We start from the raw sequence: 15,960 nt of genomic DNA, 5'->3' as shown, positions 1-15,960 counted from the left end.
GGGCGCCCGGTGCCGGGTATCCTCACGCGCGTCGGTTCTATCGACGGGTCGGCCCGGTCCGTGCAGCGGACCGCCACCGCACCAGGACCGCCCGCACCAGGACCACCCCGGCACCAGCACCACCCCGGCACCTGAACCACCCCGCAGGTCGTACCGCAAGCTCCGCACCGGCCGTCCCTGGCCGGTGGCCGCGCCCCGAGGAGTATCAACCATGATCGCCGCGCCGCGCGTAGTGGTGAGCGCACCGTCGTCCGGACACGGAAAGACCGCGATCGCGGTCGGCCTGCTCGCCGCCCTCGCCGCCCGTGGACTGGATGCCACCGGGTTCAAGGTCGGCCCCGACCACACCGACGCCGCCTATCTCGGCCTCGCCGCCGGACGGCCGGGCCGCAACCTCGATCCCCGGCTGGTCGGTTCGCAGCGGATCGCACCGCTCTTCGCGCACGCCTCCGCCGATGCCGAGATCGCGGTGGTCGAGGGCACCATGGGTCTCTTCGACAGCCTGGCCGGTCGGCCGGAGGTCGACTCGACCGCCGCGATCGCCACCGCGCTGCGCGCGCCGGTGGTGCTGGTCGTCGACGTCGGCTCGATGGGCCAGTCGGTCGCCGCGCTGGCGCACGGCTTCCGGGCGTACGACGAGATGCTCTGGCTCGGTGGTGTCATCCTGAACCGGGTCGCCTCGGACCGGCACGAGCAACTGCTCCGGGACGCGCTGGACGACATCGGCGTACCGGTCTTCGGGGCGCTGCGGCGGCGGGATCTGCCCGCCGTCCTGCCGTCCCGACAGCACGGCGTGGTGCCGGTGATGCAGGGGGCGGTGGAGGCGCATCGGGGAGTGCGCCGGCTCGGCGAGGCGATGGCCGGAGCCGTCGACCTCGACCGGCTGCTGGCGCTGGCCCGCTCGGCGCCCCGGGTGCCGGTGACCGTCTGGTCGCCGGCGGAGGCGCTCGCCGAACTGGGGCCGGTGCCGCCGGCCGACGACGCGTCGGCCCGGCGTCCGGTGGTGGCGCTGGCCGGCGGATCCGCCCTCTCCTACTCGTACGCGGAGACCGCGGAACTGCTGGCGGCGGCCGGTGCCGAGGTGGCGACGTTCGACCCGCTCCGCGACGAGGCGCTGCCGGAGGGCACCGGCGCGCTGGTGATCGGCGGCGCGTTGCCCGAGGTGTACGCCGAGGAGCTGTCGGCCAACCGCCGGCTCTGCATCGCCGTCGCGGAGCTGGCCCGGACGGGTCGACCGGTGATCGCCGAGGGAGCCGGGCTGCTCTGGCTGGCCCGTGAGTTCGACGGGCGCCCGATGTGCGGAGTGCTGGACGCCGCCGGGGTGAGCATGGAACGGACCGTGGTCGGCTACCGCGAGGCGACGGCGCAGGCCGACACCCCGGTGGCCCGTGTCGGCGCCCGGATGGTCGGCTACAAGCAGCATCGCGGCGTACTGACCCCACGGTCCGGGCAGACCCCGGCATGGAGCTGGGGTGGTGGCCCGCCGGAGGGGTTCGTGTGGCGCCGGGTGCACGCCTCCCAGTTGACCCTGCACTGGGCGAGCAGCCCGGTGATCGCCAGCCGCCTGGTCGCGGCCGTGGCGGCAGCCGTGGCGCCCGCGTCGGGCGGGCCGTCCTCCCAGCCCGCGTCGGCCGGGCAGCCTGGCGCGCCCGCGCCGGCCGATCCGTCGTCGTCGTCCGCGCCGGTCGGGCCGTCGTCCGCGCCGGCCGGGCCGCCGTCCGCGCCGGTCGGGCCGTCGTCCGCGCCGCCGTCCGCGCAGCCCTCAGTCCCAGGCGCGCCCGCGGCCGGGGCCCCTGCACCCGATCGGCTCACCCCGGCCGCGTCGGTGTCGCCGTCCGGCCCGTCCAACCCGTCCAACCTGTCCGGCCCGTCCGGCCCGTCCGATCCGGCCGGGCCGGCGACTCCGGTGTCGCCCCCGCGACAGGTCGGGCCCACCGCGCCGGCTGCCCCGATCCCGGCGGCTGCCCCGATCCCGGCGGCCGCACCGGTCTCTCCGTCTGCACCGGTCTCTCCTTCTGCGCCGGTCTCTCCGTCTGCGCCGGTCTCTCCTTCTGCGCCGATCTCGGCGGCCGCGCCGGTTTCTCCGCCTGCGTCGATGTCGTCGTCGGCCGTGCCGGTCTCCTCGGTGGCGTCGGTCTCTACGGCCGCGCCGGTCCCGCCGTCGGCTGGGGCCAGCCCAGGCGTTCCCGCCGGGGCGGCCGGTACCGCGTCCGGCCACCCGGCCCCGACTCCCGGTCATCGACCGGCCGGACCGGCGGGCGCGGGCGTCGGTGACCGGCCGGCACCCGTCAGGGGCGGTGACGGCTCGCAGACGTCGCCAGGGTCGGGCCGGACGGAGGGCGAACCGGCCGCGGATGTGGCCGGTCCGGGCCGACCGGCGCGGTCGGATCGGTAGGCGGTGGGCCGACAGAGCTGGATCAGGAGGCGGACCGGAGGAAAGTGGGGTGATTCGGCGGGATGAGCGGAGAGGTAGCGGTACGCCGCTTTCCGACCCTGACCGTGTCGACGCCCCGGATGCACGTACGACCGCTGGGGGCCTCCGACGCGACCGCGGTCTCCGCCATCTTCGCCGACAAGCAGACCCAACGGTGGCTGCCGTTCCAGCGTGAGCTCGGGCAGATCGACGGCGAGGCCTGGTGCACGGAGATGGCCCAGGAGCGGCGGGACAGCGGCAACGGCGACCACTACGGCGTGATCCGGCGTGAGGACGAGCGCCTGGTGGGCTGCCTCTGGACGAAGCGCACCGACTGGGGCGGCCGGGTCACCGAGGTGTCGTACGCGATCGCGCCGGAGGCGCGCGGGTTCGGTATGGCGGCGGAGGCGGTCGACGCGCTCGCCGTGGCGTTGATCCTGGAACACGGGTTCCAGCGCCTCGAACTCCGGGTGGCCCCCGGCAACACCGCGTCGCGGCGGGTCGCGGAGAAGGCCGGGTTCACCTACGAGGGGCTGCTGCGCAACGCCGGGTACGTGCACAGCGGCCGGGTCGACCTGGAGGTCTGGTCACTCGTCGCCGCCGACCTGCACTGAGCACCACTCCACCACTCCGGCACTCCGCCCGCCCCGCACGTCCCGGCTAACCGACCATCTCGCCGGAGGGTGGGGTGAACTGGCGTACCGGTTGGTCCTTCAACGCGTCCTTCAGGAACCCGGCTACCGCGTCGATCGGCTTGTTCGCCGGGCCCGAGCCGACCGGGTTCATCGGGCTGTCCGGGTCGGAGAGGAAGCTCGCCGCCGCCAGGTTGGGGGTGTAGCCCACGAACCAGGCGGCCCGGTCGCTGTCGGTGGTACCCGTCTTGCCGGCCACCGGCCGGCCGACGACGCCCCGGACCCGGTCGGCGGTGGACCAGCCGCCGCAGGAGCCCCGGGCGGGCGTGTCACCGGTGGGACACCGGGCGGCGTCGGTGGCGGCCCGCGCCGCGTCGGCGCTGACCTCCTGGCTGCACCGGGGCAGGGCGATCTCCAGATCCATCCCGGAACCGGTCCGGTACGTCGCCGGCAGCCCGTCCGCCCCGACGATCGAGGTGACCGGCAGCGCCTCGCAGAACCGCCCCTCGGCGGCGACCGTGGCGTACGCGTTAGCCATCTCCAGCGGGGTGACGTCGGAGACCCCCAGGGTGAACGAGCCCCACTTGTGCGCCTGGTCCGGCGACGCCTGCCGCTTGTCGATGTCGGTACGCCACTGCAGCCCCAGCCGCTCGGCGAGCCGGACCACGTTCTCGGCGCCGACCTGCTGCTCCAGCCAGACGAAGTAGGTGTTCACCGACTTGCCGAAGCCGGACCACATGGTCTGGCGACCGCTCATCGCGCCGCTGGCGTTGGACGGGCACCAGTAGCCACCGCAGTCGGTGGGTCCGCCGCTGCCGTCCGGATAGATCGAGACGATCCGGTGCGGCGAGTCGAACGCCGTGTTCAGCGGGAGGCCGGCGTCGAGCGCGGCGAGCATGGTGAACATCTTGAACGTGGATCCGGCCTGGTAGCCGGGGAGGTCGCCGCCGCCGAGCAGCGGGACGACGGTGTTCGGATAGTTGCCCTTCATCCGGCCGCGCTTGCTGGGGTCGGAGTGCGGACCGTTCTCGCTCTGGTCGAGCGAATAGGTCCGGTTGACCGCCATCGACCTGACGTAGCCGGTGCCGGGCTCGACGGCGACCAGGCCGTGCGCGTACGGGCTGCCGGCGGACTCGTCGGCCAGCACCTGCCGCTCGGCGATCTCCTGGGTCTCCGGGTCGAGGCTGGTGATGATGGTGTAGCCACCGCGACGCAGCTTGTCCAGGCGTTCCAACGAGTTCCTGCCGAACGCGGGCTGGGCGGCCCACCAGGTCTTGAAGTAGTCGCAGAAGAAGCCCCAGTCGTTGTGCTCCTCCGGCACCGACATGCAGTCGTTCGGCGGGCTGCTCAGCCGCAGTTGGATCGGTTCGGCCTGTGCCGCGGCCGTGTCCTGCGGGGAGAGGTACCCCATCGCCCGCATCCGGTCGAGGACGTAGTTGCGCCGGTCGGTCGCGGCCTTCCGGTCCGAGCTGGCCGGGTCGTACGCCGTCGGGGCCTTCACCAGCCCGGCGAGGGTGGCCGCCTCGACCGGGGTGAGATCCTTCGGCAACTTGGAGAAGAAGATCTCCGACGCGGAGAAGATGCCGTACGCGCGGTGCCCGAAGTAGGCCGAGTTGAGGTAGCGCTCCAGGATCTGCGACTTCGTCGTCTCCTTCTCCAGGTCGAGGGCGAGCCGCATCTCGCGGAGCTTGCGCAGTGGCGTCTGTGCGGTGGCCTCCTGGACCTCGATCGGGCTCTTGGCGCTGTCCCGCAACGCCATCCGGACGTACTGCATGGTGAGCGTGGAGGCGCCCTGGGAGACTCCGCCGGCCTGCTGGTTGGCGACGAAGGCCCGGACCACGCCCTTGGGGTCGACCCCGTTGTGTTCGTAGAACCGCGAGTCCTCCGACGCGACGATCGCCTGCTGGATGTACGGGGACATCTGGGAAAGCGGCACGTACCGCCGGTGCTCCTCGTAGAAGGTGGTGATCAGGGTCGTGCCGTCGGCGGCGTAGACGTAGCTGGTCTGGGCGGGTGCGGAGGCGAGCAGGTCGGCGGGCGTCTTCTGCACCAGGTCGGCACCGGCCTTGGCGGCCAGACCGCCGGCGGCGACGAACGGGAAGAGCGCCGCCGCGACGACCACACCGGCGATGAGGCCGGCGCGGAGCAGGGGCACGAGTCGACCAGGGGTGGAGTGGGTGGGGTTGGTCACGGCTTCAAGCTATGATGAATCCTGGTAAAACATGATAAAAATTCGCGGATATGCCGGTCTCCGGGACGATCGACTCGACGGCCGCGGCCCGGCGCCGCGCCGCCCGCTGGCCGCCACAGCCGGCGACCCGGCAGGATCGTGGCCATGCACCGGCCGCCTCGTGGTGCCGTACCCGGTGGCTCCGGCCAGGATCATCGCGCTGGCGCGCCCGCGGCACCCGTACCCGCACGCCCGGCCCTGACCGAGGAACCCGATCTCGGCCACCACGGCGACGTCGAACTCGCTCCGGGCCTGGTGGACCTCGCGGTCAACGTGCAGCGGCAGCCGATGCCGGCCTGGTTGCGGGAGCCGATTCTCGCCTCGCTGGAGACGCTGACCGCCTATCCCGACCCGGGCCCGGCCCGGGCCGCCGTCGCCGCCCGGCACAGGCGGCCGGTCGACGAGGTGCTGCTGACCGCCGGGGCGGCGGAGGGATTCGTGCTGCTCGCCTGGGCGCTGCGGGGGGCGCGCCGGCCGGTGGTGGTACATCCCCAGTTCACCGAGCCGGAGGCGGCGCTGCGGGCGGCCGGGCATCGCGTCGAGCGGGTGCTGCTGTCACCGGAGAACGGATTCCGGCTGGATCCGGATCTGGTGCCGGCCGACGCCGACCTGGTCTTCGTGGGCAACCCGACGAACCCGACATCGGTGCTCCATCCGGCCGACGTCCTCGCCGGGCTGGCCCGCCCCGGTCGGGTACTCGTCGTCGACGAAGCCTTCGCCGACTCCACCGTCAGCCGCGATGCCGTCAGCCGCGATGCCGTCAGCCGTGAGGCCGTCAGCCGCGAGGCTGTCAGCCGCGAGGCCGTACCGGGCGGTGCCGCCGTCGGTCCCTCCGAGGGGGGCGATCCCGGCGACTCGGAGGGGGGCGGTGCCGAGCCCGAGTCCCTGGCCGCCCGGCGGGACCTTCCGGGGGGGGTCGTGGTGCGGAGCCTCACCAAGACCTGGGGGCTGGCGGGACTGCGGATCGGATACCTGCTCGGCCCGGCCGAGCTTGTCGGGCGGCTGGCAGCCGTACAGCCGCTCTGGGCGGTCTCGACCCCCGCGCTCGCCGCCGCGGCTGCCTGCGCCACGCCGGACGCGGTCGCGGCCGAGCGCCGGATCGCCGCGCGGCTCGCGGCCGAGCGGTCGTATCTGGTCCGCCGGCTCGACGAACTTCCCCGGGTACGCGTCGCGGGCACCCCGGCCAGCGCGTTCGTCCTGATCCACCTGCCCGGGGCGGCACAGGTGCGGCTGGCGCTGCGCGAGCGGGGTTTCGCGGTGCGGCGCGGTGACACCTTCCCGGGCCTGGGTCCCGACTGGCTGCGCCTGGCGGTACGGGACACTGCCACCACCGACATGTTCGTGGCCGCGCTGGCCGGAATCCTGGAGGAATGATGTTGGACGCCACTCTCGCCGGGATCGGTCCGCTCGACGAGGCGGCCATGGCCGCGGCCCACGACCTGCACGCCAGGCTGACCAAGCCCGCCGGTTCGTTGGGCGCGCTGGAGGAGCTCTCGATCCGGCTGGCCGGACTGGCCGGGGTCTGCCCGCCGCCGCTGCCCGAGCCCGCCGCCGTGGCGATCTTCGCCGCCGATCACGGTGTGCACGCCCAGGGGGTGACGCCGTGGCCGCAGGAGGTCACCGCCCAGATGGTGACGAACTTCCTGACCGGTGGGGCGGTGGTCAACGCGTTCGCCCGGCAGACCGGCGCGACGGTGACCGTGGTCGACGTCGGGGTGGCCACCCCGCTCGCCCCGGCGCCCGTGCCGGCCCAGCGGCAGGACCCGTCGCACCGGTCGGCCCCCTCCGCGCCCCGGCTGGTCAGCGCCAAGATCCGGTCCGGCACCCGGGACATGACCGCGCGCCCGGCCCTCACCCGGGACGAGGCGCGCGGCGCGGTCGAGGCCGGCATCACGGCCGCGCACGACCTGCTCGACTCCGGCGCCCGGATCCTGCTAACCGGTGACATGGGGATCGGCAACACCACGGCGGCGGCGGCGCTGATCACCGCCTTCACCGGCATCGACCCGGCCGAGGCCACCGGGCGGGGCACCGGGATCGACGACGCCACGTACGCCCGGAAGGTGGCGGTGGTCCGGAGCGCGCTGGCCCGGCACGTGCCGGACCCGGCCGATCCGCTCGGGGTGCTGGCGGCGGTCGGCGGGTTGGAGCATGCCGCGCTGGCCGGCTTCGTCCTGGCCGGCGCCGCACGGCGGGTTCCCGTCCTGCTGGACGGGGTCAGCGCCGTCGCCGCCGGGCTGGCCGCCGCCGCGTTCGCGCCGGAGGCGGTCGGCGCGATGGTCGCCGGGCACCGGTCGGCGGAACCCGGTGCGACCGCCGGGTTGGACCGGCTGGGCCTGCTGCCGATAATCGACCTGGGCCTGCGGCTCGGCGAGGGCACCGGCGCCCTGCTTGCCTATCCGGTGGTCGCCGGTGCGGTGCGCGTACTGCACGAGGTGGCCACGTTCGACGCGGCGGGAGTGTCGGAGAAATGATCATGTATCCGCTCGCGCTCCGGCTTGCCGGCAAGCGTGTGCTGGTGGTCGGTGGCGGAGCGGTGGCGACCCGGCGGGTGCCGGCGCTGCTGGACGCGGAGGCCCGGGTCGTGGTGGTCGCCCCGGAGCTGACCCCGGCGCTGCGCGCCCACGTCGACGCGGGCCGGATCGAGTGGGTCGCCCGGGCGTTCACCCCCGCCGACCTCGACGGGGCCTGGCTGGCGCAGGTGGCGGTCGACGATCCGGCGGCCGCGGACGCGGTCAGCGCCGCCGCGCTGGAGCGGCAGATCTTCTGCGTACGCGCCGACGACCGTGCCGCCGCCACCGCCTGGACCCCGGCGGTGACCCGGTACGGCCCGCTCACCGTCGCCGTGCTCGGCGGCGGTGACCCGCGCCGTGCGGTGGCGGTCCGGGACGCGATCCAGGAGCAGTTGATCGCCGGAACGCTCTCCGGCGCGGCCGGCGGCGTGGCCGTCCCGGCGGTGCCGGTTGGCGCCACCGGAGCGGCACCGGACGGGACCACGCCGACCGGAACGGCCCCGGACGAAACGGCCCCGGCCGGAACGGCCCCGACGGGAACGGCCCCGGACGAAACGGCGTCGACTGGAACGGTCCCGACGGGAACGGCGCCGGACGGAACGGCACCGGACAGGACCGTCCCGGACGGGAGGGCGGTGCGCCGGGTGGGCTGGGTCGCGCTGATCGGTGCGGGTCCGGGCGACCCGGAGCTCATCACGATCCGCGGCCGGCGGCTTCTCGCCCAGGCCGACGTGGTGGTCGCCGACCGGCTGGTGCCCGGGTTGCTCCTGGACGAGTTGCGCCCCGAGGTCGAGCTGGTGGACGCGACGAAGATCCCGCACGGGCCGGCCGCCATGCAGGAGGAGATCAACCAGGTCCTGGTGGAACGTGCCCTGGCCGGCGCCCGGGTGGTACGCCTCAAGGGCGGCGACCCGTACGTCTTCGGCCGGGGCGGCGAGGAGGCACTCGCCTGCGCGGCGGCCGGGATACCGGTGACCGTGGTCCCCGGGGTGACCAGCTCGGTCGCCGCGCCGGCAGCGGCCGGCATCCCGGTGACCCACCGGGGCGTGGCGCACGAGTTCACGGTCGTCTCCGGGCACCTCCCGCCGGACCACCCGGACTCGCTGGTCGACTGGTCGGCGCTGGCCCGGCTGCGCGGCACCCTGGTGGTCCTGATGGGGCTCAACAACCTGGCGGCCATCGCCACCGCGCTGCAGGCGCACGGCCGGCCTCCGGAGACCCCGGCGGCGGTGGTGCAGGAGGGTACGACCGACGGGCAGCGGGTGCTCCGCTCGACCCTGGACGCCGTCGCGGCCCAGGCGCGAGCGGCCGGTTTCCGGCCCCCGGCGGTGGTGGTCTTCGGCGACGTGGTGACCACGCTGGCCGACCTGCCAGCCGGCGCCGGGACGCCAGCGGCCGGGACGCCAGCGGCCGGAGCGCCAGCGGCCGGAGCGCCAGCGGCCGGAGCGCCAGCGGCCGGGACCGCCGCCGCAGGACCCTCCTCCGCCAACGTTGCCAACCAGACGACCCGACCGCAGTAGCGGGCCCAGGTGGACGACTGGAGTGGTGGCCTCACGGGATCCGCGAGGCCACCACGTCACCGGGGTCGCGCGCTCCTGCCGGTCGGGCACACGTCCCGCCGGTCAGTGGCGGGGCGTCAGACCTTGACCAGGTTGTCCAGACGGAGGGCACACTGGATCAGGCCCAGGTGGCTGTACGCCTGCGGGTGGTTGCCCAGGCCGCGCTCGGAGATCGGGTCGTACTGCTCGGGCAGCAGGCCCGTCGGGCCGGCCGTGTCCACCATCTGCACGAACAGCTCCTCCGCGTCGGCCCGCCGGCCGGTGCGCAGGTACGCCTCGATCAGCCACGCCGTGCAGATGTGGAAGCCGCCCTCCCGCCCGGGCAGACCGTCGTCCCAACGGTAGCGGTAGACCACCGGTCCGCTGCGCAGGTCGGCCTCGACCTTCAGCACGGTGGCCAGGAACCGGGGGTCGTCGTCGGGCAGCAGACCCGACAGTCCGATCCAGAGCGAGGAGGCGTCCATCTCCTCGTCCCCGTACGCCACGGTGTAGGCGCCGGCTCCGGCGTGCCAGCCGAACTCCAGCACGTTGTGGCCGATCCGGTCGCGCAGCTCGACCCACTCGGGCCGCTCGCCGCTGCCGTGCCGCCGGACCACGTGCAGCGCCCGGTCGACCGTCATCCAGCACATCACCTTGGAGTAGACGTGGTGCCGGGGTGGCAGCCGGGCCTCCCAGAGCCCGTGGTCGGGCTCGTGCCAGCGCCGGGCGACCGCCTCGACCATGTTCTCCAGCACCCGCCACTCGGTCTCGTACACCTCGCCGCGCAGGTCGGCGACTGCCGCCAGCAGGTCGGCGATCGGCCCGAAGACGTCGAGCTGGAGCTGGTGGTTGGCGAGGTTGCCGACCCGGACCGGCCGGGAGCCGGCGTACCCGGGCAGGGTGTCGATGACCGCCTCGGCACCGAGTTCGAAACCGTCGACGGTGTAGAGCGGGTGCAGCCGCTCCGGGTGCCCGCCGGTGCGCTCGACGCAGCCGTCGACCCAGCGCAGGAAGCCCTCGGCCTCGCCCAGCGAGCCGAGGTCGACGAGCGCCCGCGCGGTCAGCGCCGCGTCGCGCAGCCAGCAGTAGCGGTAGTCCCAGTTGCGAACCCCGCCCAGCTCCTCCGGCAGCGAGGTGGTGGCGGCGGCCAGGATCGAGCCGCTGGCCTCGTGGACCAGGCCGCGCAGGGTGAGCGCGCTGCGCGCCACCAGCTCGCGGGCGGTGCCCGGGAGCTTCAGCCCGCCGAGCCAGTCCCGCCACGGCTGTTCGGCCATTGCCTGCCGCTCGTGCACCGGCACCCGGTGGTGGTCCAGGCTGTGCGAGCCGAACCGCAGCTCGCAGCTGAGTGAACCGCCGGCCGCGGCGAGGTCGACGACGGCCCGGGCGCTCTCGTAGCCCCCGTCGTTGACGATCTCCCACTCCACCCCGGGGGAGTAGAGCGCGATCGGCTCGTTGGAGCCGAGCACCAGCAGCCCGTCGCCGAGCGGCTGGAGCTGCACGGCGACCTGGCCGAACTCGGGGCGGGGGGCGAAGTCGAGGCGTACCCGGCCGGCGCCGGTGAGCACCCGGATCAGGGTCGAGTCGCCACTGACCACGGCCGGGCCGGTCGGCACCCCGTCGCTGGAGGGGCGGTCCAGCCAGTCGGTGACGGTCAGGCCGGACCAGCGGGTCTCCACCGTCATCGTGCCGGGGCGGTAGCGCTGGCCGAGCGGCAGGCCGCCGCGTTCGGGCGCGATGCTGAAGAAGCCGGCCGGGTTGCCGCCGACCAGGTCGGCGAAGATCGCCGGCGAGTCGGGCTTGGGGTGGCAGAGCCAGCTCAGGCTCGCCTCCGGGGTGACCAGAGCGACGGTACGCCCGTTGGCCAGCATCGAGTGCCGCTCGATCGGCACGGCGCGCTCGCCGAAGAGCCAGTTCCGGCGTACCTCCAGGAGCAGCGCGAGGACCCGGGCGGCGTCGACGGGCTGGTCGATCCGGAAGGCGGCCCGGGTCTCGCCGGGGCCGATCTTGATGCCGACGTCCGGGCCGTGCAGCTTGGCGAAGGCGTTCTCGTCGGTGACGTCGTCGCCGAGGAAGAGGGCGGCGCTGGCCGAGAGCTGGGTGCGGAGCTGTTCGAGCGCGGTGCCCTTGTTGGTGGGGATCACCGATAGCTCGATGACCTCCTTGCCCCGGGTGACGGTGACGTCCGGCCAGGTGGCCGGGCCGCTGTTGACGGCCGCGACGACCTCGGCGGCCACCTCGGGATCGGCGCCCCGGGTGTGCACGGCGATGCTTGCCGGCTTGGTCTCCAGGCGTACCCGGGCCTGGCCGGCGACGACCTGGCGCAGCTCGTTGCGGAGCCGGGTGCGCACCTCGATCAGCTCGGGGGAGAGCCGCTCGACGAAGCCGACGTCGAACTCGGAGCCGTGGCTGCCGACGAGGTGCACCTCGCTGGGGAGCCGGGAGAGGGTGGCGAGGTCGCGCAGGGCCCGGCCGGAGACCACGGCGACGGTGGTCTGCGGGAGGGCGGCCAGCGCGCGTACGGCGGCGACCGACTCGGGCAGCGGCACGGCCTTGGTCGGGTCCTCCACGATCGGTGCGAGGGTGCCGTCGTAGTCGCAGGCGACCAGGAGTTGTGGCACCCGGGCGATCCGGCCGATCGCGGCCCGCAGCGCGGGGTCGATCCCGTCGAGGGTCCGCGGACCCCCGTCGAGCAGGGAGCCGGACTTCACTCGTCCTCCGTCTCTGGGACGCCCAACTCGTTGAGGAAGGACCGGGCCCAGTGCCCGACGTCGTGGGTGCGCAGGTGGCGCTGCATGATGCGCATGCGGCGCCGGGCTTCCACCCGGTCGACGTGGACCGCGCGCAGCAGCGCGTCCTTGACACCGTCCGGGTCGTGCGGGTTACAGAGGAATGCCTGACGCAGCTCGGTGGCGGCGCCGGCAAACTCACTGAGCACGAGGGCGCCGCCGTTGTCGGCGCGGGTCGCGACGTACTCCTTGGCCACCAGGTTCATTCCGTCTCGCAGCGGGGTCACCATCATCACGTCGGCCGCGCTGTAGAGCGCGGCCAGTTCACTGCGACTGTACGACTGATGGAGGTAATGGACTGCCGGCACACCGACCCGGCCGAATTCCCCATTAATCCGGCCAACCTCACGTTCCACCTTGACCCGGAGTGCCTGGTAGTGCTCCACCCGTTCCCGGCTCGGCGTGGCGACCTGCACCATAACCGCGTCGGGAACTGTCAACTTTCCGTCAGTCAGCAACTCGCGGAAGGCCTTGAGTCGAAGCTCGATGCCCTTGGTGTAGTCGAGCCGGTCCACCCCGAGGATGACCGTCTTCGGGTCGCCCAGCTCGGTGCGGATCTGCTTCGCCCGGGCCTGCACCCCTGGGTCGATGGCCATCCGCTCCATCTCGGCGACGTCGATCGAGATGGGGAAGGCGCCCGCCTTGACCCGCCGGCCGTCGACCTGGATCATCTGGCCCTCGTAGCGGAGCCCGAGCAGGTGCCGGGCCAGCCGGACGAAGTTCTGCGCCGCCAGCCGTTGCTGGAAGCCGACCAGGTCGGCGCCGAGCAGCCCGCGCAGCACCTCGGCGCGCAGCGGCATCTGCATGAAGAGTTCGATCGGCGGGAACGGGATGTGCAGGAAGAAGCCGATCCGCAGGTCGGGGCGGAGTTCCCGGAGCATCGCCGGCACGAGCTGGAGCTGGTAGTCCTGCACCCAGACCGTCGCGCCCTCGGCCGCCACGTCGGCGGCGGCCTCCGCGAACCGGGCGTTCACCAGCCGGTACGCCTCGCGCCAGCGCCGCTTGTACGCCGGCGTCTCGACGGCGTCGTGATAGAGCGGCCAGATCGTGGCGTTGGACTGGCCCTCGTAGTAGCGTTCGAGTTCCTCGGCGCTCAGCGGCACCGGGTGCAGCCGGATCCCCTCCAGGTCGAACGGTTCCGGTGCGGCGCCCACCCCGCCGGCCCAGCCGACCCAGGTGCCCTGGTGCTGGGCGAGCACCGGGTGCAGGGCGGTGACCAGGCCTCCTGGGCTCCGGCGCCACTGGCGTCCCTCGGGGGTGGTCACCTCGTCCACCGGCAGGCGGTTCGCCACGACCACGAACGAGCTACGAACGGTCACAATCAGTGCACCTCCGGTGATGACGGGCGTCCACCGCCGAGCGTACTGAGCGTATCCGCGGTGCCTCGCCCCCAGTGCCACTCTTCCTGCCCTGCGAACGGCGGTGGAGAAACGCAAGGGTGATCATGGCCACCCGACCGGCCGCCGGAGGGTGATGTGGGCGCCCTCCGCCGGACCTGTCAGGATTGACAGTGGCGGGTAGCCGCAGCACGCGGCAGCCGGCGCGAAGCCGGCACCGCTGTCGACAGTAAGCCTGACGTCGCGGTCGGTCGTGAACCGGACGTAGGGAACATCACATCCGTGGGAGGTAGGCCGCACCGTGGCCCAGTACATCTACGTCCTGGAGAAGGCGCGCAAGGCGCACGGCGACAAGGTCGTGCTGGACAACGTGACGCTGAGCTTCCTGCCGGGCGCCAAGATCGGTGTGGTCGGCCCGAACGGCGCCGGTAAGTCCAGCCTGCTCAAGATCATGGCCGGGCTGGACCGGCCCAGCAACGGCGAGGCCCGGCTGATGCCCGGCTACACCGTGGGGCTGCTCGCCCAGGAGCCGCCGCTCAACGACGCCAAGACCGTCCTCGGCAACATCGAGGAGGCGGTGGCGGAGACCAAGGCCAAGCTGGAGCGGTTCAACAAGATCGCCGAGCAGATGGCGACCGACTACTCCGACGAGCTGATGACCGAGATGGGGCAGCTCCAGGAGGAGCTGGACCACGCCGACGCCTGGGACATCGACTCCAAGCTCGAGCTGGCGATGGACGCGCTGCGCTGCCCGCCGCCGGACGCCGAGGTCACCCAGCTCTCCGGCGGCGAGCGGCGCCGGGTGGCGCTCTGCAAGCTGCTGCTGGAGGCGCCCGACCTGCTGCTGCTGGACGAGCCGACCAACCACCTGGACGCGGAGAGCGTGCAGTGGCTGGAACAGCACCTCGCCAAGTACGCCGGCACGGTCATGGCGATCACCCACGACCGGTACTTCCTCGACAACGTCGCCGGCTGGATCCTCGAACTCGACCGGGGCCGGGCCTCCGGCTACGAGGGCAACTACTCCACCTACCTGGAGAAGAAGGCCGCCCGGCTGGCCGTCGAGGGTCGCCGGGACGCCAAGATGAAGAAGCGGCTCAGCGAGGAACTGGAGTGGGTCCGCTCCAACGCCAAGGCCCGGCAGACCAAGTCCAAGGCCCGGCTGGACCGCTACGAGGAGATGGCGAACGAGGCCGAGAAGACCCGGAAGCTGGACTTCGAGGAGATCCAGATCCCGCCGGGCCCCCGGCTGGGCAACACGGTGATCGAGGCGCACGGGCTGCGCAAGGCGTTCGGCGAGCGGGTGCTCATCGACGACCTCAGCTTCTCGCTGCCCCGCAACGGCATCGTCGGCATCATCGGCCCGAACGGCGTCGGCAAGACCACCCTCTTCAAGACCATCGTCGGGCTGGAGCAGCCGACCGCCGGCTCCGTCAGGGTCGGCGACACCGTGTCGCTCTCCTACGTCGACCAGAACCGGTCCGGACTGGCCGGCGACAAGACCGTCTGGGAGGTCGTCTCGGACGGGCTGGACCACCTGATGGTGGGTAAGGTCGAGATGCCGTCCCGGGCGTACGTGGCGGCCTTCGGGTTCAAGGGCCCCGACCAGCAGAAGCCGACCCGGGTGCTCTCCGGCGGCGAGCGCAACCGGCTCAACCTGGCACTGACGCTCAAGATCGGCGGCAACGTCATCCTGCTCGACGAGCCCACCAACGACCTGGACGTGGAGACCCTCTCCTCGCTGGAGAACGCGCTGCTGGAGTTCCCCGGCTGCGCCGTGGTCATCTCGCACGACCGGATGTTCCTGGACCGGGTGGCGACGCACATCCTGGCCTGGGAGGGCACCGACGAGGATCCGTCCAGGTGGTTCTGGTTCGAGGGCAACTTCGAGGCGTACGAGAAGAACAAGATCGACCGGCTCGGCGCGGAGGCGGCCCGGCCGCACCGGGTCACCTACCGGAAGCTCACCCGTGACTAGTCCGGTGCGGTCCCGGCCGGCGGTCCCGGTCCCGGCCGGGCGACCCGACAGTCGCCGGTACGTCTACGACTGCACCCTGCGCTGGTCCGACCTGGACGCGTACGGGCACGTCAACAACGCCCGCTTCCTCACCCTCTACGAGGAGGCCCGGGTGGCGCTGATGTTCGCCACTGCCCGGGACCGGGGCGTCGACTCCTTCGCCGAGGGCGTGGTGATCTACCGCCACGAGATCGACTACCTGCGCCCGGTCGAGTACGCGCTCGACCGGGCGACCGCCGAACGTGCCCCGTCGGTGCGCATCGAGATGTGGGTGGAGGATCTCCGGCAGTCCCGGTTCACCATCGGCTACGAGCTCTTCGACGGTGAGGTGCTGGCCAGCCGGGCCCGCTCGGTGCTCGTACCCTTCGATCTGACGAAGCAGCGGGCCCGCCGGCTGACCGATCAGGAGCAGGACTTCCTACGGCCGTACCTGCTCGAGCCGCCCGCCGCCACCGGGCCGGCGTAGCGAGCGGGGGACCGGGCCCGGGACCGGG

The 15,960-nt window shown here is 73.2% G+C and carries 8 protein-coding genes and 2 pseudogenes; 7 read left to right on the top strand and 3 right to left on the bottom strand.

The window, feature by feature from the left end:
- Positions 1-211 precede the first annotated feature (211 nt).
- Together ACN27G_RS23115 and ACN27G_RS23110 are read left to right on the top strand one after the other, a co-directional pair.
- Positions 212-1,585 (top strand): annotated as a pseudogene (locus ACN27G_RS23115) (cobyrinate a,c-diamide synthase); the annotation flags it as partial.
- 872 nt (positions 1,586-2,457) lie between these two features.
- Complete coding sequence (locus ACN27G_RS23110; protein WP_421494856.1) at positions 2,458-3,027, top strand: GNAT family N-acetyltransferase; 570 nt, start codon at positions 2,458-2,460, stop codon at positions 3,025-3,027.
- Between the two features lie 46 nt (positions 3,028-3,073).
- On the opposite strand, the gene ACN27G_RS23105 is transcribed toward ACN27G_RS23110, so the two are convergent.
- Complete coding sequence (locus tag ACN27G_RS23105; protein WP_421494855.1) at positions 3,074-5,236, bottom strand: transglycosylase domain-containing protein; 2,163 nt, start codon at positions 5,234-5,236, stop codon at positions 3,074-3,076.
- 144 nt (positions 5,237-5,380) lie between these two features.
- On the opposite strand from ACN27G_RS23105, the gene cobC reads away from it, so the two are divergent.
- The 3 genes and pseudogenes from cobC to cobA all read left to right on the top strand — a co-directional run.
- Positions 5,381-6,649, top strand: coding sequence for an Rv2231c family pyridoxal phosphate-dependent protein CobC (gene cobC, locus ACN27G_RS23100; RefSeq protein WP_421494854.1), 1,269 nt, complete (start codon positions 5,381-5,383; stop codon positions 6,647-6,649).
- Positions 6,649-7,749 carry a nicotinate-nucleotide--dimethylbenzimidazole phosphoribosyltransferase gene (gene cobT, locus ACN27G_RS23095; RefSeq protein ID WP_421494853.1) on the top strand — a complete coding sequence of 367 codons (1,101 nt, stop codon included), beginning with the start codon at positions 6,649-6,651 and terminating at the stop codon, positions 7,747-7,749. The genes cobC and cobT overlap by 1 nt, the downstream gene beginning before the upstream one ends.
- A pseudogene (gene cobA / locus ACN27G_RS23090) lies at positions 7,746-9,149 on the top strand (uroporphyrinogen-III C-methyltransferase); the annotation flags it as partial. The gene cobT and the pseudogene cobA, both read left to right, overlap by 4 nt.
- A gap of 275 nt (positions 9,150-9,424) precedes the next feature.
- Here cobA and otsB read toward each other — a convergent pair.
- Positions 9,425-12,019: a trehalose-phosphatase gene (gene otsB, locus ACN27G_RS23085; RefSeq protein WP_421497429.1), complete on the bottom strand. Its 2,595-nt coding sequence runs from the start codon at positions 12,017-12,019 to the stop codon at positions 9,425-9,427.
- Between the two features lie 11 nt (positions 12,020-12,030).
- Positions 12,031-13,431, bottom strand: coding sequence for an alpha,alpha-trehalose-phosphate synthase (UDP-forming) (locus ACN27G_RS23080; protein WP_421494852.1), 1,401 nt, complete (start codon positions 13,429-13,431; stop codon positions 12,031-12,033).
- A gap of 319 nt (positions 13,432-13,750) precedes the next feature.
- Here ACN27G_RS23080 and ettA point away from each other — a divergent pair, with 319 nt between their 5' ends.
- Together ettA and ACN27G_RS23070 are read left to right on the top strand one after the other, a co-directional pair.
- A complete protein-coding gene (ettA, locus tag ACN27G_RS23075) occupies positions 13,751-15,427 on the top strand; it encodes an energy-dependent translational throttle protein EttA (protein WP_421494851.1) in 1,677 nt (558 codons plus the stop codon).
- Between the two features lie 4 nt (positions 15,428-15,431).
- The gene (locus ACN27G_RS23070) at positions 15,432-15,932 is read left to right on the top strand and encodes an acyl-CoA thioesterase (RefSeq protein WP_421497428.1); all 501 of its coding nucleotides are present in this window, start codon (positions 15,432-15,434) and stop codon (positions 15,930-15,932) included.
- Positions 15,933-15,960 lie beyond the last annotated feature (28 nt).

The sequence above is a fragment of the Plantactinospora sp. WMMB334 genome (assembly GCF_049179095.1).
GTDB lineage: Bacteria > Actinomycetota > Actinomycetes > Mycobacteriales > Micromonosporaceae > Plantactinospora.
The sequence above is the reverse complement of the archived record's forward strand: the minus strand, read 5'-3'. Positions and strand labels throughout refer to the sequence as shown.

Bases quoted from the DNA above. Each gene is read 5' to 3' on its own strand.
- ACN27G_RS23110 (WP_421494856.1), top strand. From the start codon at position 2,458: ATGAGCGGAGAGGTAGCGGTACGCCGCTTTCCGACCCTGACCGTGTCG.
- cobC (WP_421494854.1), top strand. From the start codon at position 5,381: ATGCACCGGCCGCCTCGTGGTGCCGTACCCGGTGGCTCCGGCCAGGAT.
- cobT (WP_421494853.1), top strand. From the start codon at position 6,649: ATGTTGGACGCCACTCTCGCCGGGATCGGTCCGCTCGACGAGGCGGCC.